Here is a 24961-nt window from a genome sequence, read left to right as displayed (position 1 = left end):
TAGGTCTGCGCTGCCCGCGACGACCGAATGTGTGAATATCTGATGTAGCGGGACCGGTGGGCGGAAAGCCGAGATGTCGGGGCGGGAACTGGATAGGCTCTATCCGCACAGCGGTGATCTACGTTAGGGGGGCGACGTGTCGTTTCTAGCCGTGTCTCCGGACTGGCTGACCGCGGCGGCAGCAGATCTGGGGAACATCGGTTCATCCCTGTCCGCGGCTAACGCCGCCGCCGCAGTTCCGACTACCGGGATTGCGACCGCGGCCGCCGACGAGGTGTCCACCGCTGTTGCGACACTTTTCTCCGATCTCGGCAAGGAATACCAGGCGCTCAACCTGCAGATCAGCGCCTACCACCAGCAGTTCGTGCAGTCGCTGGGCCTGGCGTCGGGGTCGTACGCCTCCGCCGAGTCGGCGGCGGCGTCGTTGCTGGATCCGGTGCTCGACGTGATCAACGCGCCCACCGAGCTGTTGTTCGGGCGACCGCTGATCGGTGACGGCGCCAACGGCACGGCCGCCAGCCCCAACGGCGGGGCCGGCGGGTTCCTCTGGGGTAACGGCGGTAACGGTTATTCGCAGACGGGCGGCAGTGGCCTCGCCGGCGGGGCCGGGGGTTCGGCCGGCTTCATCGGCAATGGCGGCGCCGGCGGTGCGGGCGGCCCGGGCGGCGGGACTGGCGGCGCCGGCGGCAACGGCGGCTGGCTGATCGGCAACGGGGGCAATGGCGGTGCGGGTGGCCCTGGCGGCGCCAATGGCCTCGGCCTCGGCGGCACGGGCGGCGGCGCCGGCATTTTGTGGGGCAACTACGGTGTCAGCGGCGCGGGGATGGATGGCCGGACGGTCCCAATGCAACTGGTAGCCGGTACCGAACCGGTGGTGAACCTCAACGTCAACGGCGGAGGCAACACCCCCATCCTGGTCGACACCGGATCCAAGGGCCTGGTCATGTCCCTCAAAGACGTGGGCGGGGTGCCGGGGCTGCTGAAGATGGGCTTGCCCACCGGGTTCAACGTGAGCGCCTACAGCGGCGGGCTGACCTACCTCTATGCCACCTTTCCCACCACGGTCGACTTCGGCAACGGCATCGTCGCCTCTAACACCGGTGTCGATGTCGTGCTCTTCTCAATTCCGACGTCGTCCTACGCGCTGTCGGCCTACTTCCAGGCATTCCTCACCAACCCGTTCACCACGCCGTTCGACGCCTACTTCGCGTCGGCGGGAGTTGACGGCGTGCTGGGCTTGGGGCCGAACGCGGTCGGGCCCGGCCCGAGCATCCCGAACCAGTCATTGCCGGGCGACCTGGCAAACGGTGTGTACATCAGCATCCCCGAGGACAAGATGGTCTTCGGTACCCCGCCGACGACCGGCCAGGCCTTCTCGATTCCTGGCGGGTCACCAATCACGACCTTGTATGTGACTACGCCCCAAAGCGCAACGCCGATCAGTGTGCCGTCGATCATAGATTCCGGTGGCGTGAACGGAACGATGCCGTCGTTCGTGATCAATGGCGCCTCCAGCCTGCCGCCCGGAATCTATACGGTGTATGCCGACGCAGGAATGACCAAGGAGCTGTATACATTCACCACCAGCCAGTATCAACCCACCGTCATCTCGTCCGGCCTGATGAACACGGGGTTCTGGCCGTTCAACAACCGGCCGATTGCCATCGACTACACCCAGCCCGGTGGAACGACCATTGTCTATAAACCGATCCCCTGATTCCCCACGGATTGTCTTGCCCGACTGCCGTTTCCGCGCCAGGCCTGATTGTCAGAGCGCACCGCTAGAGTCGCGTTCATGCTCCAGACGATCGCGGTCCGCGGCTATCGCTCGCTGCGCGAAGTCGTAATACCGCTGGGCCGCCTGGCGGTCGTCACCGGCGCCAACGGCACCGGTAAGTCGTCGGTGTACCGCGCCCTGCGCCTGCTGGCCGACTGTGGCCGCGGCGAGGTGATCGGCTCGCTGGCCCGCGAGGGCGGGCTGCAGTCGGCGCTGTGGGCCGGGCCCGAACAACTCGGCGGCGCCCGCCGCGAGGGCAAGACCCAAGGCACCGTGCGCACCCGTCCCATCTCGCTCGAACTCGGTTTCGCCGCAGACGATTTCGGCTATCTGACCGATCTCGGTATACCGCAGATGGCCGGACAGGGTACCGTTTTTGCGCACGACCCGGAGATCAAGCGTGAGGTGCTCTTCGCCGGCCCGGTGTTGCGGCGCGGCACCGTGCTGGTCCAACGAACCCGCGAATTCGCCGAAGTGAGCAGCGATTCGGGCAGCGGCTTCGACGAGCTCACCCGCAGCCTGCCGTCGTATCGCAGCGTGCTCACCGAATACGCTCACCCGCAAGCACTTCCGGAACTCGCGGCGGTGCGGGGACGGCTGCGCGGCTGGCGTTTCTACGACGGCTTCCGCGTCGACGCCAAAGCCCCTGCGCGACAACGGCAGGTGGGCACCCGCACCCCGGTGCTGTCCGACGACGGTCGCGATCTGGCCGCAGCCATCCAGACCATCATCGAAGCCGGGTTCGACGACCTGAACCGCGCCGTCGCCGACGCGTTCGACGGCGCCACCATCGCCGTGGACGTCGACGACGGCCTGTTCGACCTTCAGCTGCGCCAACCCGGCATGCTGAGGCCACTACGCGCGGCTGAATTATCCGATGGCACACTGCGATTCCTGCTCTGGGCCGCCGCGCTGCTGAGTCCGCAGTCGCCGTCGCTGATGGTGCTCAACGAGCCGGAGACCTCGCTGCATCCGAGCCTCGTAGCGCCACTGGCGTCGCTGATACGGGTCGCGGCAAAGCAGACGCAGGTGGTGGTGGTCACCCATTCGAACGTGTTGCTGCAAAACCTCGAAGACGACGAGACCGCGCGGATCGAGCTGTATAAGGACTTCGGCGAGACCCGGATCGCAGGCCAGACCCCGGTGACGACACCACCGTGGGATTGGGGAAAGCGGTAGCTCAGGAGATCGCACAACGCCGGTGCGTCGCACTGTGGGAGTGCAAAATGTGCAGAACGTGCAATTATTGGAAGCTATGGCCAATCCACTCGGTCTCCGCGAGCGACGCCGCCGCCAAACCAGCGCGGACATCCGCGGGGCTGCGGTGCGCCTTGCCCAGGCGCGCGGCTGGGACAAGGTGACGATCGAAGAGATCTGCGTCCAGGCCGGCATCTCCACCCGCACCTTCTTCAACTACTTCCCGAACAAGGAAGCCGCGATCGCCTACGGCCCGTCGGACCTGCCGACCGAGCTGGCCGAGGAATTCGTCGCCGCCGGACCCGCTCCCCTGCCGGTGGTGCTGGACGAACTGATCACCCTGGCGGCACACCACCTCCGGGACATGCCGCCGCAGCGCGAGCAGGCCGTCTGCATGCTGGACCTGGCCAAAACCACGCCGGCGGTCCTGGCCGCGTTCCTCGCCGACCTGGAACGCTTCCAGACGCAGCTAACCGACATCGTCGCCAAACGGCAGGGCCTGCCCGCCGATGACGAGATCGCCGCGCTGATCTCCGCGCTGGCGTTGACCGCGGTCCGTTCCGGCATTGAACGGTGGTCGAGCAGTCCGCCGGAGGACGCCGGCGACACACCGATGCCCTACGTCGAGCGGGCTGCGGCGCTGGTCAACAGCATCTTCACCAAGTGACGGCGTGACCGGGATTACATAAACTTGCATAGTCTGCAAATTATGCACATGATGTATTGATGGTCCGGTCGGCAGCGTCCGTAACGCATCGGGCCGCATCGAGCTGCGTACCCAACCGTGGCCGGCAAATCGCTTGTAGTGCAACCTGATTCGTCGCGCGACCAAGAAAGGCTCGGATAACTACAGATGGCGAGAATCGTGCGCAACGCCTGGTTGCCGTTGCTGATCGCGGCGGTCGTGGCCATCGGAGGGTTCGCCGTGACCCGAGTCAGGTCGTTCTATGCCGCCGACAACGCCGACACTCTGACCAGCGCGAAGGTCGACGACTCCAAACCCTTCAAGCCCAAGGTCGTCAAATACGAGATCTTCGGTTCGGCCACCCACGCCAACATCAACTACCTGGACCTCAGCGCTTCCCCGGAGCGACTGGACGGCGCGCCGCTGCCCTGGACGCTGGTGCTCAGCACCACCGCCCCCCTCCGTCTTCCCGAACATCTCGGCGCAGAGCGACGGTGATGTGCTCGGTTGCCGCATCACCGTCGACGACGAAGTGAAGGACGAACAAACATCCACCGGCGTGCACGCCCTGACCTCCTGCATGGTGAAATCCGCATGAGCGCTCCCACTCACGACGCACCCACCGATGCCATTCCGGTCGTCGAGCACAAGTCGCGCCCGAAGATCGCACACTTCATCCGCACCTTCGCCGTGCCCATCATTCTCGGCTGGATCGCGCTGATCGCCGCGGTGAACGTGCTGGTCCCCCAGCTCGACGAGGTCGGCAAGATGCGCTCGGTCTCGATGAGCCCGGACGACGCGCAATCGGTGATCGCGACCAAGCGCGTGGGCGAGGTATTCAAGGAATACAAGTCCAACAGCTCGGTGATGATCGTGTTGGAGGGCCAGAATCCGCTCGGCGCCGACTCGCACGCCTTCTACGACCAGATGGTCCGCAAGCTCGAGGCCGATACCACGCACGTCGAGCACGTTCAGGATTTCTGGAGCGACCCACTCACCGGCGCCGGAGCGCAGAGCAACGACGGCAAGGCCGCCTACGTGCAGGTCTACCTCGTCGGAAACATGGGTGAAGCGCGAGCCAACGACTCGGTCGAGGCCGTCCAATCCATCGTCAAGAGCCTCACCCCACCCCCGGGGGTCAAGGCTTACGTCACCGGCCCCTCGGCGCTGGAAGCCGACCAGCATCTCGCCGGCGACCGCAGCTTGCAGCTGATCGAAACCGCAACCTTCGTCGTCATCATCGCGATGCTGCTGATGGTCTACCGGTCGATCATCACGGTGCTACTGACCCTGGCAATGGTGGTGTTCGAGCTGGCGGCAGCCCGCGGCGTGGTCGCATTCCTGGGCTATCACAAGATCATCGGGCTCTCCACGTTCGCCACCAACCTGTTGGTGACGCTGGCGATCGCGGCCGCCACCGACTACGCGATCTTCCTGATCGGGCGATATCAGGAGGCCCGGGCCGTCGGCGAATCCCGAGAAGACGCCTACTACACCATGTTCGAGGGCACCGCGCATGTGGTGCTCGGGTCCGGCATGACCATCGCCGGCGCGACCTTCTGCCTGCACTTCACCAACCTGCCCTACTTCCAGACGCTGGGCATCCCGTTGGCCATCGGCATGGTGGTGGTGGTGCTCGCCGCGCTCACACTCGGTCCCGCCGTGATCTCGGTGGCATCGCGTTTCCGCCAAACCCTGGAACCCAAGCGCGCACAGCGCATTCGGGGTTGGCGCAAGGTCGGTGCCGCCGTCGTGCGCTGGCCCGGCCCGATCCTGGTGGTGACGATCGGCATTGCGCTCGTCGGGCTGCTCACCCTGCCCGGCTACCGAACCAACTACAACGACCGCAACTACCTGCCCGCCGACCTGCCGGCCAACGCCGGTTACCAGGCCGCCGACCGACACTTCTCCCAGGCCCGGATGAACCCCGAGCTGCTGCTCATCGAAAGTGACCACGATCTGCGCAACTCCGCGGACTTCCTGGTGATCGACAAGATCGCCAAGGCGATCTTCAGGGTTCCCGGAATCAGTCGCGTGCAGGCGATCACCCGCCCCGAGGGCACGCCCATCGAGCACACCTCGATCCCGTTCCAGATCAGCATGCAGGGCGTCAGTCAGCAGATGACGCAGAAGTATCAGGAAGACCAGATCGCCGACATGCAACGGCAGTCCGAGGAGATGCAGACGACCATCGACAGCATGGTCCAGATGCAGGACATCACCGCGCAGATGACCAACGACATGCACATCATGGTCGGCAAGATGCACGCCATGACGATGGACGTGGCCGAATTGCGCAACAAGATGGCCGATTTCGAGGATTTCTTCCGGCCCATCCGGTCCTACTTCTACTGGGAGAAGCACTGCTACGACATCCCGGTGTGCTATTCGCTGCGGTCGGTCTTCGACGCGCTGGACGGCATCGACACCATGACCGATGACATCCAGAGCCTGATGCCGGTGATGGATCACCTCGACACGCTGATGCCGCGGATGAACGCGCTGATGCCCGAGATGATCCAGAACATGAAGAACATGAAAACCATGATGCTGACCATGTATTCGACCCAGAAGGGTCTGCTGGATCAGCAGAAGCGGGCGCAGCAGGACTCCGCTGCCATGGGCCGGGCGTTCGACGCCTCCAAGAATGACGACTCGTTCTACCTGCCTCCGGAGACGTTCGACAACCCCGAGTTCAAGAAGGGCATGAAGAACTTCATCTCGCCCGACGGCCACGCCGTGCGCTTCATCATCAGCCACGACGGTGATCCGCTTTCCGCAGAAGGCATTACGCACATCGACGCGATCAAGAAGGCCACCTACGAGGCGCTCAAGGGCACGCCCATGGAGGGCTCCAGGATCCTGCTGGGCGGTACCGCGGCCACCTATAAGGACATGCGGGACGGCAACAACTACGACCTGTTGATCGCCGGAATCGCCTCGATGTGCCTGATTTTCATCATCATGCTGATCATCACCCGCAGTGTGGTCGCCTCGGCGGTGATCGTGGGCACCGTATTGCTTTCGCTGGGTGCGTCTTTCGGGCTCTCGGTGCTCATCTGGCAGCACCTGATCGGCATCGAACTGCACTGGATGGTGCTGGCCATGTCGGTGATCATCCTGCTGGCGGTCGGCGCCGACTACAACCTGCTGCTGGTGTCGCGGTTCAAGGAGGAGATCCACGCCGGCCTGAACACCGGGATCATCCGGGCGATGGGCGGCACCGGTTCGGTGGTGACCTCGGCGGGTCTGGTCTTCGCCTTCACCATGATGACGATGGCGGTCAGCGAGCTGACGGTGATCGGCCAGGTCGGCACCACCATCGGGTTGGGCCTGTTGTTCGACACCCTGATCGTGCGGTCGTTGATGACCCCGGCGATCGCGGCGCTGCTGGGCAAGTGGTTCTGGTGGCCGCAACGGGTGCGGCAACGCCCGGTTCCCTCCCCCTGGCCCAAGCCCGCCGACGAGTCGGCCCAGGACTCCGCGGCACTGACGTCGGTGTGACCAGCGCGTCCTAAGTCAGGAATGGGTTCAGTACCGGCGGGATGATCTGGTTGCCCGTCACGCCGGTGAGCCGGACGTAGATCTGCGCGGGGATGTTGAGCGCCTGGTAGACGCCGGCGCCGAGCCAGGACACCGGTGTCTGCAGGAATTGCGGCACCGCGTCGACGATGCTCTGTATCGGGTCGTAGACCAGGTAGGGAATGGTGGCGGCGACGGTACGCGAGTCCAGGATCAGGTTGGCCGGGACATCGGGATAGCCCTGCGCGGCGAAGTCGGCGCTGACCACGTTGAACAAATTGGTGCCCGGGCCGGGGACGATAGCGGGGTTGACGTAGGTGCCGCTGAAGCTGGCGTCCGTCAACGGCGCACCCTGCATGTAGGCCGGCGGCTGGATGCCGAACTCGTTCAGGACTGTCGGCGTGGTGCTGACTATCTGCCAGGAATTGTTGATCCACCCGTCATGGATATCGTTGCCGGCTTGATCCCAGATCAGGAAAGTCGCTGTCTCCAGCGGAGATTGGAAACCGTGACCACGGTTGAACTGGTTGGGGTCGATGTGACCGTGATCGGTGACCATCAGCACGTCCCACTGTTCGCCGTTGGTGATCTCCCAGTCGGACACCGCGCCCAGCACGCCACTGCCACTACCGAGGGTGCCATTGCCGTAGTGGCCGAGGTTGTGGTCCATATTGCGAAGGGCTGCAGCGTATTCCGGGGAGGCGCCACCGAATTCATGCCCCATCTCGTCGACGCCGACGAAGTAGGAGAAGATGAAGTTGCCCTGATTCTTGTTGGCCGCCCCGATCGCCGAGATGGTTTGTGCGGCAACCTCGTTCTGCGACGCCACCCAGTAGGTGTCGCTCGCGGCGTGCGGGACGAACTGGATCTTGTCGGCGGGGAACGTGCCGGCGCCGGCGATGTCGGTGATGACGGGCCAGTTCGCGATGACGGTGGTGGAGATGTTGTCGCCGTAGGCGCCCTCGAGCTGGTTGTAGACCGTGGGCCAGTTGTCGTAGGTCCAGCCGGTGAAGACGTTGTTGGTCACGCCAGCCGTCTCGCTCCAGACACCGGTCTGCATGGTGGTCCAGGACGGGTTGGAGACGGTGGTGTGCCCGATGATCGTCGACGCGGAGGTGGTGCCCTGCTCCATGAACGCGCGGAAGTTCACGTTGAGCGGGTCGGCCAGCACCCTGCTCAGATTCGTGCCGTCGGTGCCGATCAGCAGGAAGTTCTCGTTCGGCGCCAGTCCCATCAGAATGGCGGCTTCTTGCGGGGTGACGATCGACAGGTTCGCGTAGTAGGGGCCGGTCGCGCCGGTCGCGCCGTCGGTGCCGAAGAACGACAAGGCGCGGCCACCGACGCCACCGGCCCCGGCGGGGTTGATCGACCCGCCGATGCCACCGGTGCCACCGTCCCCGCCGTTGCCCCACAGCAATCCGCCCACGCCACCGGTGCCGCCGGTGCCGCTTCGGAAGCCGCCGGTGCCACCGGGCCCCCCGTTACCGATCAACCCGGCGTTGCCGCCGCGTCCGCCCTGCGCGCCCATCGCGCCCGCCCCGCCTCGACCCCCGTTGCCCCAGAGGATCCCGCCGTCTCCACCCGCTTGGCCGGTCCCGTCGACGCCGTTGGTTCCGTCGCCGATCAGGGGGCGGCCCAGCAAAAGGTTGGTGGGCGCGTTGATGACATCCAGAATCTGGTCGGCGGCACCCTGCAAGGGGCCGGCGCCCGCCGCCTCCGCGGCGGCATAGGCGCCGCCGGCGGCGGTCAACGCGTGCACGAACTCGTCTTGGAACGCCAGCACCTGCGCGCTGAGCACCTGGTATTGCCGGGCGTGGCCGGAGAACAGCGCTGCGATCGCCGCCGACACCTCGTCCTGGGCCGCGGCCAACAGCGTGCTTGTCGGAGCCGACGCCGCCAGGTTCGCCGCCCTGATCGATGAGCCGATACCCGCCGCCTGCGCCGCGGCTGTCGCCATCAGGTCCGGTGCGGCGCTCAGATACGTCATCGGGGACCTCCCACTCGGCTACGTCAGGAATACCGGCAAATGCTTGCACGACTCCGGCGATTATTCGAGTAAAACACCGCATCAGATCGACGGTTCACGGAAATGCGATATGCGCGGAGAAAAATGGTTCTCACATTTTATTCAAATTATTCACACATCTAAATCGTGTCGGTGCGCCGCACCGCCCCGGTGGGCTGTCGGCTACCTCAATCGTTCAGCGCGCCAAGCTGATCCGAACCGCGTGGCAGGCCGAAATCAATTCACCACATCGAAAATTGCTGCCGCCGAGGTGACGGCTTTATCGCCATTGCCCTCGTCGTGCAGTTGAATGCGCACACCGATTCGTCCCGGCCCCCCGGCGTGCGCGGTGCCCGCCACCCGGAATGGCCCGACCTTGCCGCGCGACATGAACATCACATGCCAACTGACCACCTGGACCTTGCGCGTTCCGCACAGTTCGGCGGCGAGATCGGTGGCGGCGATTTCCAGCACGACGTGTTGGGGGCCGATGTGCAGGGCGGCGTCGGGCGAGGCCAATTCCGCACTCAGTGCCGGCAACACCCAGTGGCCGTCGGCGCGCTTGCGGGCGCCGAAGGCTGACCACAGCGGCGGCAGGTCGGGCGAGTCCTCGATCGCCAACTCGGTACCCGAAACATCCATCCGGTCAAGGCCTTCCGGTGGTGTGCCGATGATTGCGCCTTGCCCCTCGTTGAAGGCGATCACCCGGTCGGGGTTGTCGGCGTCGACAATCTTGCAGCGCCCGTAGCCCATGGTCCGGCCCTGGTGCAGGATGCCCGAGTCGACGATCTCGACGCGGCTGACATCGAAGCCGGGGTCGATGATCTGTACCGAGGCGATCACCGGGTTGGGCACCGCGACCATGTCGGTCTGACAGCCCTCCGGCGACGAGATGGCAAGCGGCGCAACCATGATCCCGCCGGCCTCGTTGCGCATGTCGCGGCGGATGGTGACGGTGTTGTCGACCTCGCCGAGGTCCATCGAAGAGTGCTTGCGGCCGATGTAGCGGTAGCTGAGCAGACCGGTCCAGCGGCGGAACAGCTCGTCGCGGTAGGCGTCGGGATTGTCGGCCAGTTCCCTGATATCGCGCAGTTCACTCAATTTCGGCCGCCCTTCTTCGCTGAGTTCATGGCCACCGCAGCCACTGCCTCATCGGCTGCGCGACCTATACAAACTTAGCCTCGAGTGTCACGCTCGGACGATGGGCCCCGAGCGGACCGTCTTCACCTTCTGCCGATACTGCCTGGCCTCGTGCGGAGTCGAGGTCAGGTGCAGGGCAACCGGGTGGTCAGGATTTCCGCCGACAAGCAGAACCCGCACGGCTGGCGGGATTTTTGCGCCGCTCGCCGCCTGCTCAGACATGAGCAGCACTCTAGAACGTGTCCAGCCGGCAGGCGCAGGACGCCCGAATCGGCACGTCTGCGCGTGCGGCGGCGAGCCTGAGCTGCTGGCCGATGATCATCGCTTCGTCGTTGCGCCCCAACCGTTTCAAGCATTCGTGATAGCCGTGCAGGCTCCACACATTGCCGGGATGCTGGCAGCATCGGGCCAGCGTCGGGTCCAAACCGAGGTCGGCCGCGTACACCGCGGCGGCCTGGTCGAGGTGGCCCTGTTCGAGCAGCAACGCGCCGTAGGCGTGCCGGGTGGGTTGCATCCAGCCCCAGGGCTCGTCGTAGGGCAACGAGTCGTCGAGGTCGACGGCGCGCCGCAGGTGCTGGAACGCTTCCTCGAAACATCCTGCACGGTAGGCGATCTCACCGTCGAGCATGGCGGCGGCCACCGCCAGGATGTCGCGGCTGGTGTTGTTGAACAGGTACCGGGATCCCGGTATCCGAGCGTAAGCTGCGGTGAACGCGGAACGCTCAGCCTCGGCCCGCTCGAGCTGGCCGATGGCCGCCAGCGCGACACCGCGTCCGTAACAGATGGTCGCCGCGGTGCTGCAGTAGAGATCCTGATCCTGCGGCATCGGTTGCGCGATCAGCTCGTCCCAGCGGCCGAATCGCACCAGCACATGGGTTCGCAGCGGCACGAACGCCTCCAGCCAGTCGGCCATCGGCGGCGACTGGATGGCCAGCAGCTCGGGTGTCAGCTGTGCCGCGAGTTCGTCGGCGGCGGCCAGGGCGACCTGCGATTGCCCTTGGAACATCGCCGAATACACGATGAAATGCAGATCGTGCGCCCGGTAGAGCGAGTAGAAATTCAGCGGGCCCGCACGCTCGAGGAACATCCGATCCGCCTGCACGGCAGCACGATTGGACTCCACGGCGCTGCTGTAGTCGCCGCACAGGACGTCGATGTGGCTGGGCATGTGGCGCAGGTGCCCGGCGTCGGGGACGAGCTCGCGCAGCAGATCGGCCGCCGGCAGCGCAACCTCCGGCGTCGCCGACATCTCCATGGTGTGCAGGTACATGTGCAAGATCCCCGGATGGCCGCGCCCCGCCGGCCCGCCCAGCGCAGCCTCGAGAATTCCCCTGGCCTCGACCACCCGTGATCCCGGCGCCGGCGTACCCGTGGCGGTGTCCCACAGCGCCCACGCGGTGAGGTTGACCAGCGCGTCGGCGGCCAACGCCTGTACGTCGACGTCATCGGTGTGAGCGGCTGCCAACGCTGCCATCGCATAGGCGTAGGCGCGGCGACCGGCGTCCAGATCGTCGGCGGAGAACCGGGCGGTCAGCGCCGAGATCAAGCCCCGCTCCACGGCACTGGCCCGGCCTTGAGCAGCCAGCCGAAGTTCAGTGCGGGCGCGCGCCAGCGACGTGGCCAGGTCGACGGGGTCGAACGCCTCCCACGCCTTGTTGTAATTGGGCCCGACCGCGTAGGCGATGCCCCAGCGGGCGATGGCCAGGTCCGGGTCGTGTTCCAGGGCGCGTTCGAAGCAGCGGATCGCCTCTTCGTGGTTGAACGCGTACGCCCACACCAGGCCGCGGTCGAACCAGGTCTGCGCTTGCGGGGATGCGGTGTCGACGGGACGGCGGTAGGACCCGAGGTCGAAGTACGCCTCGCTCATGGCGCGGCGAGGCGCTTGACGATCACCGCACGCGCGGCCCGGCCTTCCGGCGTGGGCGTCAGCGGATACACATGGAGCAGGTCTGCTTGCTCGTGGTAGTCGACCTCTACGCTTGCGGCAGCGGCCTTTTCGACGAACAGCCGGGTATCGGGATTAAGAATGTCGCGGGTGCCGCTGAACACCGTCAACGGGCCGAGCCCGGTCAGCTCTGCTGCCATCGGGTTGACCAGGCGGTCGTCCACCGCCAACTCGCCGCGCCAGCGCTCGGCGAAGACTTGCAGCGCATCGCGGCTCAACCACGGATCGTCGACCGCGCCGATGAACGGGTTGGACAAGCAGGGGTCGAGCACCGGGGAGATCAGCACGGTCTGCGGAATCACCACGTCGTGGTCGTCGCGCAACAACAGAGCCGCCGACAACGCGATCTGGCCGCCGGCCGAGTCCCCGGCCAGTCGCACGCTGCGCCCGCGCGACAGATGCCGCATCGCCATGTCAGCGATCACCGGAACCACGTCTGCGGCAGTGGCGAACGGTATCAGCGGATAGATCGGGACGATCACTTCCGCGTACGACTCGGCGGCGATCTGCACGGCCAATTTCCAATGCTGGTTTGCGATCTCGTTCACCCACCCGCCGCCGTGCAGGTAGACGACGGTCCGTTCGGCCTGGCCCGCCCGAGTCCTTTTCGGGGTCAAAGTGTAGACGGGCCAACCCGTTCCGTACTCGAACTCCACCGCGACATCGCGGCGCAGCCGAGGCGGCGGCCCGAAAAGTTGCCGATGCAGAGCGCGTTGTTCGATGTGCGCACGGGCCGTATCGGCGCTTTCGTAAGCGCGGGTCCGGCCCGTGAAGCGCAGCAGTGCCGGCAGCGCCCGGCTCCGCAAGCTGGTCAACGCAACGTCCCCTCCCCCACGGCCGGCACCGGCTGCCACTCCCGCGCCACCGACGCGCTCCAGCGCGGCGCCCGGCGCTGCAGGAACGCCTCGACACCTTCGCGGGCATCCGCGCTGCCCAGCAACCGGTGGTGCAGCCTGGTTTCCAGGTCGGCGACCTGGCGTGGGGTGTAGTCGTAGCTGAGGGTGTCCCAGAGCAGGCGTTTGCTCAGCGCCGCCGACATCGGGGCGACGTTGACCGCGATGTCGCGCGCCACCGTCATCGCGTGGTCGAGCACCTCGTTGCCCGGCAACGCCCGGGTAGCGATCCCCATGGCCGCCGCCTCGGTGCCGTCGAAGGTGCGGCCGGTCAACAGCAGGTCGGCTGCGACGGCCCCGCCCACCAGGCGCGGCAGCGTCCAGTGCGACATGCAGTCCGGCAGGACTCCGCGTCGCACCTGCGCGACCGCGTATTGGGCGTTCAACGCCATGACGCGGATGTCGGCTTGCAGCGCGATGGTCAGCCCGATGCCGATGGCATGTCCGTTGACGGCGGCGATGACCGGGGTGCGCAGCTCGAACGCGGCGGGGTCGATCGGCGACGCGGTGAACTCGGAGCCGCCGGCCGGGGTGTCGAACGGGCTTCGGCCGGCGGCGAAGTCGGCGCCGGCACAGAACGCCTGTCCCGCACCGGTGAGCACGATGGCCCGCACCGCGTCGTCGTCGTCGCATTGCCGGTATGCCTCATTGAGCAGCGCGCCCATCTCCGCGGTGTAGGCGTTGCGCCGTTCGGGCCGGTTGAGCGTCAGCAGCGCGACGCCGTCCGCGACTGCGACGGTGAGATCGGCGCCCATCCGGGCAAACTTACCCGGTTGCCGCGTGCGGCTGCGGTGCGCCTCGGCCGCGGGGGGAGGCGCTATCGTGACGCAACAGGAGGCCGATAAGAGTGCACACCAGATGACTGTCCAGAAATTGGACACCGACTACCTCGTGATAGGTGCCGGTGCCATGGGGATGGCGTTCACCGACACCCTCGTCGCCGAATCCGATGCCCGTGTGGTCCTGGTCGACCAGGCGCATCAACCGGGCGGGCACTGGACCACCGCGTACCCCTTCGTGCGGCTGCACCAGCCGTCGGCGTACTACGGGGTGAACTCAAGACCCTTGGGCAACAACACTATTGACAGTGTCGGCTGGAATCAGGGACTCAACGAACTCGCCCCCGTCGGCGAGATCTGCGCGTACTTCGACGCGCTCATGCAGCAGCAGTTCCTGCCGTCGGGGCGGGTGGAGTACTTCCCGATGTCGAATTACCTCGGCGACGGCCGGTTCCGCACGTTGTCCGGCACCGAATACGACGTCAGCGCCGCGCGGCGGATCGTCGACGCCACGTATCTGCGTGCGGTGGTTCCGTCGATGCGGCCCGCGCCCTACGACGTCGCGGCGGGCGTGGACTGCATCGCACCCAACGAGCTGCCCAAGTTCGGGGCGCGGGAACGGTACGTGGTGGTGGGTGCCGGCAAGACCGGCATCGACGTCTGCCTGTGGTTGCTGCGCAACGGGGTGGACGCGCAGCGGCTGACGTGGATCATGCCCCGTGATTCGTGGTGGATCGATCGGGCGACGCTGCAGCCGGGGCCGGCGTTCATCAAGAAATTCCGGGACAACTACGCCGCGACCCTTGACTCCATCGACGCCGCGACGTCGGTCGCCGACCTGTTCGACCGGCTCGAGGCCGCTGGGACGTTGCTTCGCCTGGACCGGTCGGTGCGGCCGACGATGTACCGGTGCGCGACGGTGTCGCAGCCCGAGTACGAGCAACTCGGCCGGATCGATGATGTGGTCCGGCTGGGCCACGTGCAGCGCATCGAACCCGACGCCATGGTGTTCGACGAAGGGACGCTGAGCTCCGCGCCGTCGGCTCTCTACATCGACTGCACCGCCGACGGCGCGCCGCAACGCGCGGCGACACCGGTTTTCGACGGGCACCGGATAACCCTGCAAGCGGTGCCAGGCTGCCAGCAGGTGTTCAGCGCCGCGTTCATCGCGCACGTGGAGTTCGCCTACGACGACGACGTGGCGAAAAACATGCTGTGCGAACCGATTCCACACCCAGACCGTGATGTGGACTGGTTGCGGCTCACCCAGTCGGACCTGCGTAACTTCTCCCGCTGGCTCGACGACCCCGACCTGACCGACTGGCTGGCCGCCGCGCGGCTGAATCTGCTGGCCGACCTGCTGCCGCCGCTGTCACACAAGCCGCGGGTGCGCGAGCGGGTGGTCTCGATGTTCCAGAAGCGTCTCAACGTGGCCAGCGAGCAGCTGGAGAAGCTGCGCAGCGAGGCTGCCGATGCCTGACCCCACCCCGGCCGAATTGCTGAGCCCGCTCGTCCCGGTGCCCAGCGAAGGATACGTGTACCAAACCGGTTGGCGGCTGGGCACATCCGACATCGACGAACACCGCAGGCTACGTCTCGACGGTGTCGCCCGCTACATTCAGGAAGTCGGCGCCGAGCACCTCGCGGACGCGCAGCTGGCCGAAATTCATCCGCACTGGATCGTGCTGCGCACGGTGATCGACGTGCTCGAGCCGATCGAGATACCCAGCGACATCACCTTCCGGCGTTGGTGCGCCGGTCTTTCCAGCCGCTGGTGCAACATGCGCGTGCAGCTCCTCGGCGCCGAGGGCGGGCGGATCGAGACCCAAGGTTTCTGGATCTGCATGAACAAGGACACCTTGACACCGTCGCGGCTCACCGACGAATGCGTCCAGCGGTTCGGCTCCACCACCGACGAACACAGACTCAAGTGGCGGCCGTGGCTCACCGAGCCGACGGGGACCGATCCGGAGCCGGTCACGATTCCCTTTCCGTTGCGGCGCACCGACATCGATCTGTTCGAGCATGTCAACAACACCATCTACTGGCATGGCGTGCACGAGATCCTGGGCCGCGTACCCGAACTGGAGCAACGGCCGTACCGTGCGGTGCTCGAGTATCGCAGCCCGATCAAGTTCGGCGAGCCGTTGAGCCTCCGTTACCAGCTCGACGGCGACGCGGTGCGGGTGCACTTCACCGTCGGAGAGGACGTCCGGGCGGCGGCGATGGTTCGCGCTCTTTAGTCGCGATCGATCCACTGCAATTGGGCCGCGCTGTGATGGTCGCCCGCCGGTGGCAGCAGATTGTCCAGCTGCGAAAGCTGTTCTGCGGACAGGTGCACACTGTCGGCGCCGACGTTTTCCTCAACGCGCGCCACACGTTTGGTGCCGGGGATCGCGGCGATGTCCGACCCCTTGGCCAGCAACCAGGCGAGCGCGACCTGAGCGGGGGTGGCGCCGACGTCGCCGCTGATGGCCCGCAATTGATCGGCGCTCTGCAGGTTGTGCTGGAAGTTCTCCTCGGCGAATCGCGGGTTGGTCTTGCGAAAGTCGGTGTCTGGGATTGCATCGGTGGAACGTATTGCGCCGGTGAGGAATCCACGACCAAGAGGTGAATAGGCGACGAACCCGATGCCCAGTTCGCGCAGCACCGGCAGCACCGCGTTCTCCGGATCGCGGGTCCACAGCGAGTACTCGGACTGCACTGCGGTGATCGGGTGCACGGCGTGGGCCCGCCGAATCGTCTGCGCCCCCACCTCGGAGAGCCCGATATGCCGGATTTTCCCGGCCGCCACCAACTCCGCCAACGCGCCGACCGTGTCCTCGATGGGAGTGTCGCGGTCCAGCCTGTGCTGGTAATAGAGATCGATGTGATCGGTTGCCAACCGCTGCAGGGACCCGTCCAGCGCGAGGCGGACGTTGGCGGGACTGCTGTCCAGGCCGTTGCGCCCGGTGTGCGAGATCATGCCGAACTTGCTTGCCAGAGTCACCTGGTCGCGTCGGCCCCGTAGCGCGCGGGCGAGCAGTTCCTCGTTGCGGTAGGGACCGTAGACCTCGGCCGTGTCGATCAGGGTGACGCCGAGGTCGATGGCACGGTGCACGGCGCGGATCGACTCGGCGTCGTCGCTGCCCGCCCCGGCATAGGCAGTGGACATGCCCATCGCACCCAGGCCGATGCGTCCAACTTCTAAGTCCGCCAAGCGCGCTTGTCGCATGCAGACATGTTTACACGCGCGTCTTGCCCGCAGCCGGCAGCGGTTAGGCTCGTCGTGATGAGCAGCGCAGCGCCGGCGAGGCCCGCCCGAAATCTGGCGGTCGACTATTACCGGGTATCGGGCGTGGGCCTGATCGTCCTGGGACATTGGTTGCTGAGTTCCATCACCTACCGCGACGGCCAGTTCGGCCGGGAGAACCCGCTGGTGGACCTGCCCTTCACCCAGTGGGTGACCTGGCCCTTCCAGGCGGTGCCGGCGTTCTTTCTGGTGGCCGGTTACGCGGGTGCGGTGTCCTGGACACGTCAGCAGGGACCGGCCGGCGAGCCTTGGCAGAGCTGGGTGCGGCACCGCATCGCACGGGTGCTCGGGCCCACCGCGGTGTACGTCGGCCTGATTTTCGCCCTGGTCTTGCTGCTGCTCGGTCTGGGTCTGCCCGGTTCGGTGTTGCAGTACGCGGGCTGGGCGCTCGCCATGCACCTGTGGTTCTTGGCCGTCTACCTCGTGGTGGTGACGCTGACACCGATTGCGATTGCCGCACACGATCGTTGGGGCCTGCTGGTACCGGTGGCAATGGCGGCCGGGGTGGCGGTGGTCGACGCGGCCACCATCGGCGGCCACGTCCACCGCCTGGGCTGGATCAACTACCTGCTGTGCTGGGGGCTGCTCTACCAACTCGGAATCGCCTGGTACACCGAGCGGTTGAGCGGCCGCCGACCGCTGTTGCTGGCGGCGGGCGCCGCGGTGGCCCTGGCGCTGTTGATCTGGCTGGGGCCGTATCCGCCCAGCATGATCGGTGTCCCCGGCCAAGCCGTACAGAACAGCACACCGCCGACGCTGGCGTTGGTGGCGTTCGGGTGCGCGCAGGCCGGAGTCGCGGTGGCGCTGGCCCCTTGGGTCGATCGGGCGCTGCGCGGGCCGCGGCTGCGACGAATCCTGGCGGTGGCCAACAACAATGTGATGGCTCTCTATCTGTGGCACATGGTGCCGGTCATCGTGGTGGCCGTCGTCGCCTACCCGGCCGGCCTGCTGCCGCAGCCCGAGATAGCGACGACAGCGTGGTGGCTGATCCGGTTCACCTGGGTGTTCATTCTGTGCGTGGTGATGGCGGCGGAGATGGCGCTGCTGTTCTGGCTGCGGCGCTTGTTTGCCGCACCGTTGCCGATGATCGGCGTTGCGCTGACCGATCGCTGGACCGCGGTGGTCATGCTGGTCGGCACGGCGATGACCTCCTACGCGCTGGCATTCATCTCCGCTGACGGTTTCGCGCCGAACGGGCGGTTTCCCTGGCTGACCGCGATCGTCTTCGCTGTCGGGTTACTGCTCGTCGCGTGCCGGCCCCGCCGCACCGAGCCGGTATGCACCTGAACCCGTTGGCGCACAGGGGGATTCAGCTTCGCAGAAATTCCAGCACGTCGGAGTTGATCACGTCGGCTTGCGTGGTGATCATGCCGTGCGGAAAGTCCTGATAAGTCTTCAATACGCCGTTGCGCAACAATTCCGCCGACCTCGGCCCAGCGGCCTGGTAGGGCACGATCTGATCGTCCGTGCTGTGCATGACCAGCACCGGCACGCCGATCTTCAACAGGTCTTCGGTGAAGTCCGTCTGGGAGAAGGCGACGATGCCCTCGTAGTGCGCCTTGGCGCTGCCCATCATTCCCTGCCGCCACCAGTTGGCGATGGCGGCTTCCGAGGATTCGACGCCGGGCCGGTTGAACCCGTAGAAGGGGCCGGAGGGCAGCGCGCGGTAGAACTCGGAGCGGTTGGCGGCCAGTTGGGCCTGTAGGTCGTCGAAGACTTCTTTGGGCAGGCCGAGTGGGTTGGCCGCGGTCTTGACCATCAGCGGCGGAACAGCGCTGATCAGCACGGCTTTCGCGGCGCGGGTCTCGCCGTGCCGAGCCAGATAGTGGGCCACTTCCCCACCGCCGGTGGAATGACCGATGTGTACGGCGTCCCGCAGATCCAGGTGCTCCACCACGGCGGCCAGGTCGTCGGCGTAGTGATCCATGTCGTGTCCGTCGGCGACCTGCGCGGAGCGGCCGTGGCCGCGCCGGTCGTGGGCGATCACCCGGTAGCCGTGCGCAAGGAAAAAGAGCAGCTGGGCGTCCCAGTCGTCCGCGGACAGCGGCCACCCGTGGCTGAATACGATGGGCTGACCTGAGCCCCAATCCTTGAAGTAGATCTCGACGCCGTCGCTGGTGGTGATTGTGGGCATGCCCGACCCTTTCGAACGCGCGAAGTTGCTGCCCGCACTATTCCACGGCTCGTATCAGGGTGGCCAGCGCCGGGTTGCGTACTGAATTTGGGTAGGCTAGCCTAACTTAATCCGCTGAGAGAGGCTGAACTTCGTGCCTGTGCTGCCCATCGACCCGCACGCCGACCCTGCCCGGCGGGCTTGGCTGCCGTGCCCAAATTGCAACTGGGGCAACGCATGTACCGAATGCGACAGCAGCCGCAACTGCGGGGCCCACTGGCAGTACCTGCTCAGCAACCGCGCGACGCGGCTGAATCTGCAGTGCCCGAGCTGCGCGACCCTATGGTCCACCGACACCCGGCATCGGCTGCGCGTGGTCCGCGGCGCCTGAGGGCGCTAGGCGTCTGGGGCGGAATTCACTGTCAAGCGCGGGTGCCGACGCCGGCGCTGTGTGCCGGCGGGGCAGGACGGCGCGGCAAGACCGCCAGAACCGGGAAGGTGTCGGGCGCCGGCAAACCCTGCGGGTAACCGGCACGCAGGAAACCAACCACTCTGGTGATGGCGCCACCTACTGACCTCACGGACATTTCCTCACCTCCTGTCGCTCGACGGGAGCGGATTCCCATTTCGCACCACGGTGAAACACGCAGGTCTACATCGCTGGCAAACGGGTAACCGCGACCGAGACAGGCGAAACGCACCGAAGGAGGGTTGCGCGATGGCGACACAGGTCGGCGATTTTCTGCTGCAACGGTTACGCGACTGGGGCGTCGACACGGTCTTCGCCTACCCCGGCGACGGCATCAACGGTCTGCTCGCGGCGTGGGGCCGCGCCGGCAACACACCGACTTTCATCCAGCCCCGGCACGAGGAGATGGCCGCCTTCGAGGCGGTCGGTTACGCGAAATTCTCGGGCCGGCTGGGGGTGTGCGCGGCAACCTCCGGCCCAGGGGCGATTCACCTGCTCAACGGCCTTTACGACGCCAAACTCGACCACGTCCCGGTGCTGGCGATACTCGGGCAGACCGATCGCAGCGCAATAGGCGGCGCATATCAGCAGGAGGTCGACCTGTTGAGCCTGTTCAAAGACGTCGCCAGCGACTACATCCAGATGGTCACCGTGCCCGAACAGTTGCCCAATGTGCTGGACCGCGCCATCCGAACCGCCCTGACCCGACGGGCGCCGACCGCCGTCGTCGTACCTGCCGATGTCCAAGAGCTGAAATACTCGGCGCCGGCGCACGAATTCAAGATGGTGCCATCCAGTCTCGGATACGAGCACCCGGTGGTCGAGCCGTCGCCCGACGGCCTGCGGCAGGCCGCCGACGTGCTCAATGCCGGTGAGCGGGTCGCCATGCTGGTCGGCAGTGGCGCGCGCGGCGCCAGTGCAGAGATCACCGAACTCGCCGACACGCTGGGCGCCGGCGTCGCCAAGGCGCTGCTGGGCAAGGATGTGCTGTCCGACGAATTGCCTTGGGTCACCGGGTCGATCGGACTCTTGGGGACCCGGCCCAGCTACGAGATGATGCGCGACTGCGACACCCTGCTGACCATCGGCTCCAGCTTCCCCTACTCACAATTCCTGCCGCCCTACGGCAATGCCCGCGGAGTCCAGATCGACATCGATCCCACGCTGATCGGGATGCGCTACCCCAACGAGGTCAACCTGGTCGGCGACGCCGGCGCCACCGTGCGCGCCTTATTGCCGCTACTGCAACGCAAATCCGACCGGTCGTGGCGCGACACCATCGAACGCAATGTGGCACGGTGGTGGGAAACCATGGCGATGGAAGCCGAGGTGTCCGCCGATCCGATCAATCCGATGCGGTTGTTCGCCGAGCTCTCGCCACGGCTGCCGGATAACACGATCGTCACCGCGGACTCCGGATCCGCCGCGAATTGGTATGCGCGGCAACTGAAATTCCGCGGAAACATTCGCGGTTCGCTGTCCGGCACGCTGGCCACCATGGGGCCGGCCGTCCCCTACGCCATCGGCGCCAAGTTCGCCCAACCGGACCGGCCGGTCATCGCCTTCGCCGGCGACGGCGCGATGCAGATGAACGGGCTGGCCGAGCTGATCACTATCGCCCACTACTGGCAGCAGTGGACCGACCCCCGGCTGGTCATCGCGGTGCTGCACAACAACGACCTCAACCAGGTGACCTGGGAGATGCGGGCGATGGGTGGAGCGCCGAAATTCCCGGAATCACAGACACTTCCCGACGTCGACTACGCCGGGTTCGCCGGCACGCTGGGCCTGGGCCATGCCACCGTGACCGACCCCGATCTGATCGCACCGGCCTGGGAGCGCGCGCTGCAGGCGGACCGGCCGACCGTGCTGGACGTGCATTGCGATCCCGATGTTCCTCCGGTGCCGCCACACGCCACCTTCGAGCAGATGAAGAACGCCGCCGGCGCCGTGCTGCGGGGTGACGAGAACGCGTTCGGCATCCTCAAGGAGGGCGTGAAGATCAAAGCGCAGGAGTTTCTCCCGCACCGCGAGTCACGGTGACTCAACACACAGGTTTGAGCGACGTGTCCTTCGGAAACCCTGTCGGCGCAAGGGAAAATGGATCAGGCGTGTAGCAGAACGCGCCGGGTCTGCCTTTGTTGGCTGAGCGCGGACGAGCAAGAGCAACAGCGTGAAGTCGCCATGTCAGCGAGCAAGCATGCAGGAGGACTTATGGGCGAGAAGAGTGGCCCCCAGGAAGGCGTCGAGGGCGTCGTCGAAGGTGTCAAGGGCAAGGCCAAGGAAGTCATCGGTGCCGTGACCGGCCGTGACGACGTCAAGCGCGAGGGCCAGGCCCAGCAGGACAAGGCCGACGCGCAGCGTGACGCTGCTAAGAAGGAAGCCGAGGCAGAAGCCGCTCGTGGTGGCGCCGAAGCCGCCGAGCAGCGTCAGAAGGCCAACCAGTAGTCGGACGCGAGAATGGGCCCAATCCAACGGGATTGGGCCCATTCGCTTGTTCGGGGTTATTTGCTCAGCTGAGCGATCGGCGTGTCACCGATGTGCCTGAGCAGATCGCCCGCGTTCTCGAATACCTGCACGGCGCCGGCGTCTGTCAGTTCGTCACGGGAGACTCCGCCGCTGAGCACCCCGATGCACGCGACGTCGGCGCGTGCGCACGCCTCGGCATCCCAGATGGCGTCACCGACGAATACCGCTTGCTCAGCGGTGACCCCGACCCGCTCCAAAGCCACACGAATGATGTCGGGCCGCGGCTTGGCGGTGTCGACGTCGTCTGAAGAGGTGACTGCGGCCACCAAGTGGTCGCAGTCCAGAACCTTTCGGAGCATAGCCAATTCGCCCTCGGGTGCTGAGGTGGCCAGCACCACACCCAGACCCATGTCGGCCACGTGCTGCAACAGTTCACGCGCGCCGGGTAGTGGCTGCAGCAGTCCCGCAACCTCTTGATAGTGCTGCGAGTGCAGGTCTTTGAGGCGTTTCTGCGTTTCCTCGGGTGCGTCGCCGGACAAGCTCTTCACCAGGGTGGAGCCGTCCATCCCGATGCCGCGGTGAATACGCCAAGCCTCGACGTCGATGCCGACTTCGGCGAACGCGCGCTGCCATGCATCGATGTGTAGGTAGTTCGAGTCCACCAGAGTGCCGTCGATGTCGAACAACACCGCGGATCTGAAGTTGTTGGTAGTCAATGGAATCAGAACAGGATGGCGATCGCCGCGAAGTCGACGAGCAACAGCGCAAGGCCCGCTAGCGGGACGACGAAGCCGCGTCGCCGGAAGGCGGTGACGAACGAGGCCAGGACGGTCACCGCGGCCACCACCGGTGCACCGTAGAACAACAAGCCGTACAGCAGCCCGCCTGGTCCGGTGTTCGGGCACTGCGTGGTGCTGCAGGCGGCCATGCTCATCGCCGCACCGACGGCAAAGATCATGATGAGGGCAGCCGCGGGAATCGTGAGCAATGCCAGCACCCAGTTGACGACGCCACGGCGCGTGCGCCCGCGATCGTGTGACGGTTGAACCGCTTCGTCGCGGATTACCTCGGTAGTTTGGTCGTTGCGCAGACTCATCTGATTCGGCTACCCATGATGTGCGCCCTGAAACATCCGCCCTCCCGCAGCGAACGCGCGTCGCAAATCCTCGACGAACGACTGGTAGTTCTCTTGCCGGTGCTCACTTCGGTCGCGCAACAGAGCCGAAGGGTGCACCGTCGCCATCAGCACCGGCTCAGGCTGAAGCTGTAAGTGCAGGGCCCCCGGCAACGGCAATACTTCGCCCCGATGAGCGGTGACCCGAAACGTGCTGCCCAACAACGACTGGGCGGCGGTGGCGCCCAGACACAGCACCACATGTGGACGCACGACCTCGATTTCGGCGATCAACCACGGCCGGCAAGCGACTACCTCGGTACGGCCAGGTTTTTCGTGGATCCGCCGCTTGCCGACCCTTTTGAATCTGAAATGCTTCACCGCGTTGGTCTGGTAGGTCATCTTCGCATCGACCTCGGCTTCTGCCAGCGCCCGCTGCAGTAACCGGCCGGCGGGACCAACGAACGGCTGTCCAGCCTGATCCTCCTGATCCCCCGGTTGCTCGCCCACCAGCATCAGCGGCGCACCGGTGTCGCCGCGGCCGAAAACCGTCGACGTGGCGTCCTGGTAAAGGGTGCAGCCGCGGCAACCGCTTGCCGCCCGCTGCAGCGACGTCAGATCCAGGCGCGGGGGCAGGTATTGCTGCGCCCCCGAAAGTTCTTGGCTGTCAACGCTTTTAGGCACGCCGATTCTGTTTCTTGATGGCCTCGACGAGTTCGGCTTTCGTCATCGTGGACCGACCGCGCACATCGAGGCGGCGGGCCAGGTCGAGCAGGTGTTTCTTGCTGGCGTTGGCGTCGACGCCCTCCTCGGAGGGAACCGGATTGTCGAGCCCGCCACGCTCGGCGCGCTCGTCGGACGGGCCTTTCTCCTCCTTGGCTTCCCAATGGTCGCCCACCTTCTCGTAGCTGTGCTTGACAGCGGCATAGGCGACGCGGTGCGCACGTTCTTCACTGCCGTACTGCTCGGCGGCTGCGTCGTGCGCCTTGGCGAAGGTGCGTTGCGCCTTTGCGCTGGAACGTTTCAGCGTGCCGGGCAGTTCATCTTTCTTCGCCGCGCCGCTCTTGGTTGTCTTGGGCATGGCAGCACCTCAACTTTGCGAATCATCGGAATACGGTGGGTATTTGTGGGCGCCGTCCTCGTTGCCGACCACACTGACGATCGCAACCTTGCCGACCATCGCCGGTGTCCCGTGGTCGTCTTTGTTGGACAACTCGGCGTCGAGGCGCTCGAGCACCCGCTGGGTCACGCTGGCCGGGTGTCCCAACCACACCGGCGTGCTGAGCAACACGACTTCGGCTTCCAGCAGCTTCTCCCGGACCTCCGGCCATTCGTCGCCGGGACCCATATCGGCCTCGACGCCGGGCAGGATGTTGTAGTCGACGCAGCGCAGCAATTCGGTCTCGGCGCCGGCTTTTTGAAGTTCGGCGGCGACATGCTCGGCGATCAGCGTGCTGCTCGAGCGAGCGGGGCTGGGTTTGAGACTGCACACCAATCCGACGGCGCGCAGCGCAACCTGCGACTGGTCGACCATAGGTCGCCTCATACCCGGCATATCGTT

General features: G+C 65.9%; 21 protein-coding genes and 2 pseudogenes. 10 read left to right on the top strand and 13 right to left on the bottom strand.

Features of this window, described 5'->3' with window-relative positions:
- The first annotated feature begins 136 nt into the window (after positions 1–136).
- From L6444_RS13455 to L6444_RS13435, 5 genes and pseudogenes are all read left to right on the top strand, one after another.
- Positions 137–1717 carry a PecA family PE domain-processing aspartic protease gene (locus L6444_RS13455; protein WP_236983268.1) on the top strand — a complete coding sequence of 527 codons (1581 nt, stop codon included), beginning with the start codon at positions 137–139 and terminating at the stop codon, positions 1715–1717.
- Between the two features lie 78 nt (positions 1718–1795).
- A complete protein-coding gene (locus L6444_RS13450) occupies positions 1796–2956 on the top strand; it encodes an AAA family ATPase (protein ID WP_236983259.1) in 1161 nt (386 codons plus the stop codon).
- Between the two features lie 76 nt (positions 2957–3032).
- Positions 3033–3641, top strand: coding sequence for a TetR family transcriptional regulator (locus L6444_RS13445; RefSeq protein ID WP_236983257.1), 609 nt, complete (start codon positions 3033–3035; stop codon positions 3639–3641).
- A 186-nt stretch (positions 3642–3827) separates the two neighbouring features.
- Positions 3828–4257, top strand: a pseudogene (locus L6444_RS13440) (MmpS family transport accessory protein).
- The gene (locus L6444_RS13435; RefSeq protein ID WP_236983254.1) at positions 4254–7163 is read left to right on the top strand and encodes an MMPL/RND family transporter; all 2910 of its coding nucleotides are present in this window, start codon (positions 4254–4256) and stop codon (positions 7161–7163) included. Before L6444_RS13440 ends, L6444_RS13435 begins: the two are co-directional and overlap by 4 nt.
- 10 nt (positions 7164–7173) lie before the next feature.
- Here the strand turns inward: L6444_RS13435 and L6444_RS13430 are convergent, their stop codons facing one another.
- The 5 genes from L6444_RS13430 to L6444_RS13410 all read right to left on the bottom strand — a co-directional run bounded on the left by L6444_RS13430 (position 7174) and on the right by L6444_RS13410 (position 13919).
- Complete coding sequence (locus tag L6444_RS13430) at positions 7174–9168, bottom strand: PE domain-containing protein (RefSeq protein WP_236983252.1); 1995 nt, start codon at positions 9166–9168, stop codon at positions 7174–7176.
- A gap of 255 nt (positions 9169–9423) precedes the next feature.
- Positions 9424–10287, bottom strand: a complete 864-nt coding sequence (locus L6444_RS13425) for a hypothetical protein (RefSeq protein ID WP_236983248.1) — start codon at positions 10285–10287, stop codon at positions 9424–9426.
- A gap of 271 nt (positions 10288–10558) precedes the next feature.
- The gene (locus L6444_RS13420) at positions 10559–12193 is read right to left on the bottom strand and encodes a tetratricopeptide repeat protein (protein ID WP_236983246.1); all 1635 of its coding nucleotides are present in this window, start codon (positions 12191–12193) and stop codon (positions 10559–10561) included.
- Positions 12190–13086: an alpha/beta hydrolase fold domain-containing protein gene (locus tag L6444_RS13415; protein WP_236983244.1), complete on the bottom strand. Its 897-nt coding sequence runs from the start codon at positions 13084–13086 to the stop codon at positions 12190–12192. The genes L6444_RS13420 and L6444_RS13415 overlap by 4 nt, the downstream gene beginning before the upstream one ends.
- Positions 13083–13919 (bottom strand): enoyl-CoA hydratase-related protein, encoded by an 837-nt coding sequence (locus tag L6444_RS13410; protein ID WP_236983242.1) that lies wholly within the window; start codon positions 13917–13919, stop codon positions 13083–13085. The genes L6444_RS13415 and L6444_RS13410 overlap by 4 nt, the downstream gene beginning before the upstream one ends.
- A 103-nt stretch (positions 13920–14022) precedes the next feature.
- Between L6444_RS13410 and L6444_RS13405 the strand changes: the two genes are divergently transcribed.
- Both L6444_RS13405 and L6444_RS13400 read left to right on the top strand, forming a co-directional pair.
- Positions 14023–15423 (top strand): NAD(P)-binding protein, encoded by a 1401-nt coding sequence (locus tag L6444_RS13405; protein WP_236984109.1) that lies wholly within the window; start codon positions 14023–14025, stop codon positions 15421–15423.
- A complete protein-coding gene (locus L6444_RS13400) occupies positions 15416–16186 on the top strand; it encodes an acyl-[acyl-carrier-protein] thioesterase (protein ID WP_236983240.1) in 771 nt (256 codons plus the stop codon). The genes L6444_RS13405 and L6444_RS13400 overlap by 8 nt, the downstream gene beginning before the upstream one ends.
- On the opposite strand, the gene L6444_RS13395 is transcribed toward L6444_RS13400, so the two are convergent.
- Complete coding sequence (locus tag L6444_RS13395) at positions 16183–17157, bottom strand: aldo/keto reductase (protein WP_236983238.1); 975 nt, start codon at positions 17155–17157, stop codon at positions 16183–16185. The genes L6444_RS13400 and L6444_RS13395 overlap by 4 nt on opposite strands.
- Before the next feature lie 57 nt (positions 17158–17214).
- Here L6444_RS13395 and L6444_RS13390 point away from each other — a divergent pair, with 57 nt between their 5' ends.
- Positions 17215–18522 (top strand): acyltransferase family protein, encoded by a 1308-nt coding sequence (locus tag L6444_RS13390; RefSeq protein ID WP_236983236.1) that lies wholly within the window; start codon positions 17215–17217, stop codon positions 18520–18522.
- Between the two features lie 22 nt (positions 18523–18544).
- On the opposite strand, the gene L6444_RS13385 is transcribed toward L6444_RS13390, so the two are convergent.
- Together L6444_RS13385 and L6444_RS13380 are read right to left on the bottom strand one after the other, a co-directional pair.
- The gene (locus L6444_RS13385; RefSeq protein WP_236983235.1) at positions 18545–19369 is read right to left on the bottom strand and encodes an alpha/beta fold hydrolase; all 825 of its coding nucleotides are present in this window, start codon (positions 19367–19369) and stop codon (positions 18545–18547) included.
- Between the two features lie 401 nt (positions 19370–19770).
- Positions 19771–19935 carry a DUF3349 domain-containing protein gene (locus L6444_RS13380; protein WP_236983233.1) on the bottom strand — a complete coding sequence of 55 codons (165 nt, stop codon included), beginning with the start codon at positions 19933–19935 and terminating at the stop codon, positions 19771–19773.
- Between the two features lie 131 nt (positions 19936–20066).
- Here L6444_RS13380 and L6444_RS13375 point away from each other — a divergent pair, with 131 nt between their 5' ends.
- Both L6444_RS13375 and mbp1 read left to right on the top strand, forming a co-directional pair.
- Positions 20067–21860 (top strand): thiamine pyrophosphate-requiring protein, encoded by a 1794-nt coding sequence (locus L6444_RS13375; RefSeq protein WP_236983231.1) that lies wholly within the window; start codon positions 20067–20069, stop codon positions 21858–21860.
- A 171-nt stretch (positions 21861–22031) separates the two neighbouring features.
- The gene (gene mbp1, locus L6444_RS13370; protein ID WP_236983229.1) at positions 22032–22265 is read left to right on the top strand and encodes a microaggregate-binding protein 1; all 234 of its coding nucleotides are present in this window, start codon (positions 22032–22034) and stop codon (positions 22263–22265) included.
- Between the two features lie 56 nt (positions 22266–22321).
- On the opposite strand, the gene L6444_RS13365 is transcribed toward mbp1, so the two are convergent.
- From L6444_RS13365 to L6444_RS13345, 5 genes and pseudogenes are all read right to left on the bottom strand, one after another.
- Entirely contained in the window at positions 22322–23002 is a 681-nt protein-coding gene (locus L6444_RS13365; RefSeq protein ID WP_236983227.1) for an HAD family hydrolase, read from the bottom strand.
- Between the two features lie 5 nt (positions 23003–23007).
- Entirely contained in the window at positions 23008–23382 is a 375-nt protein-coding gene (locus L6444_RS13360) for a hypothetical protein (RefSeq protein ID WP_236983225.1), read from the bottom strand.
- Between the two features lie 9 nt (positions 23383–23391).
- Positions 23392–24084, bottom strand: a complete 693-nt coding sequence (locus L6444_RS13355; RefSeq protein WP_236983223.1) for a UdgX family uracil-DNA binding protein — start codon at positions 24082–24084, stop codon at positions 23392–23394.
- Entirely contained in the window at positions 24077–24481 is a 405-nt protein-coding gene (locus tag L6444_RS13350; protein WP_236983222.1) for a ChaB family protein, read from the bottom strand. Before L6444_RS13350 ends, L6444_RS13355 begins: the two co-directional genes overlap by 8 nt.
- Positions 24482–24523: 42 nt before the next feature.
- A pseudogene (locus L6444_RS13345) lies at positions 24524–24934 on the bottom strand (flavodoxin family protein); the annotation flags it as partial.
- Between the last annotated feature and the right edge of the window lie 27 nt (positions 24935–24961).

The sequence above is a fragment of the Mycobacterium kiyosense genome, assembly GCA_021654635.1.
In the GTDB taxonomy this organism is placed as follows: domain Bacteria; phylum Actinomycetota; class Actinomycetes; order Mycobacteriales; family Mycobacteriaceae; genus Mycobacterium; species Mycobacterium kiyosense.
The sequence above is the reverse complement of the archived record's forward strand: the minus strand, read 5'-3'. Positions and strand labels throughout refer to the sequence as shown.

Bases quoted from the DNA above. Each gene is read 5' to 3' on its own strand.
- L6444_RS13450 (WP_236983259.1), top strand. From the start codon at position 1,796: ATGCTCCAGACGATCGCGGTCCGCGGCTATCGCTCGCTGCGCGAAGTC.
- L6444_RS13445 (WP_236983257.1), top strand. From the start codon at position 3,033: ATGGCCAATCCACTCGGTCTCCGCGAGCGACGCCGCCGCCAAACCAGC.
- L6444_RS13435 (WP_236983254.1), top strand. From the start codon at position 4,254: ATGAGCGCTCCCACTCACGACGCACCCACCGATGCCATTCCGGTCGTC.
- L6444_RS13430 (WP_236983252.1), bottom strand. From the start codon at position 9,168: ATGACGTATCTGAGCGCCGCACCGGACCTGATGGCGACAGCCGCGGCG.
- L6444_RS13420 (WP_236983246.1), bottom strand. From the start codon at position 12,193: ATGAGCGAGGCGTACTTCGACCTCGGGTCCTACCGCCGTCCCGTCGAC.
- L6444_RS13410 (WP_236983242.1), bottom strand. From the start codon at position 13,919: ATGGGCGCCGATCTCACCGTCGCAGTCGCGGACGGCGTCGCGCTGCTG.
- L6444_RS13405 (WP_236984109.1), top strand. From the start codon at position 14,023: ATGACTGTCCAGAAATTGGACACCGACTACCTCGTGATAGGTGCCGGT.
- L6444_RS13400 (WP_236983240.1), top strand. From the start codon at position 15,416: ATGCCTGACCCCACCCCGGCCGAATTGCTGAGCCCGCTCGTCCCGGTG.
- L6444_RS13395 (WP_236983238.1), bottom strand. From the start codon at position 17,157: ATGCGACAAGCGCGCTTGGCGGACTTAGAAGTTGGACGCATCGGCCTG.
- L6444_RS13390 (WP_236983236.1), top strand. From the start codon at position 17,215: ATGAGCAGCGCAGCGCCGGCGAGGCCCGCCCGAAATCTGGCGGTCGAC.
- L6444_RS13385 (WP_236983235.1), bottom strand. From the start codon at position 19,369: ATGCCCACAATCACCACCAGCGACGGCGTCGAGATCTACTTCAAGGAT.
- L6444_RS13380 (WP_236983233.1), bottom strand. From the start codon at position 19,935: ATGTCCGTGAGGTCAGTAGGTGGCGCCATCACCAGAGTGGTTGGTTTC.
- L6444_RS13375 (WP_236983231.1), top strand. From the start codon at position 20,067: ATGGCGACACAGGTCGGCGATTTTCTGCTGCAACGGTTACGCGACTGG.
- mbp1 (WP_236983229.1), top strand. From the start codon at position 22,032: ATGGGCGAGAAGAGTGGCCCCCAGGAAGGCGTCGAGGGCGTCGTCGAA.
- L6444_RS13360 (WP_236983225.1), bottom strand. From the start codon at position 23,382: ATGAGTCTGCGCAACGACCAAACTACCGAGGTAATCCGCGACGAAGCG.
- L6444_RS13350 (WP_236983222.1), bottom strand. From the start codon at position 24,481: ATGCCCAAGACAACCAAGAGCGGCGCGGCGAAGAAAGATGAACTGCCC.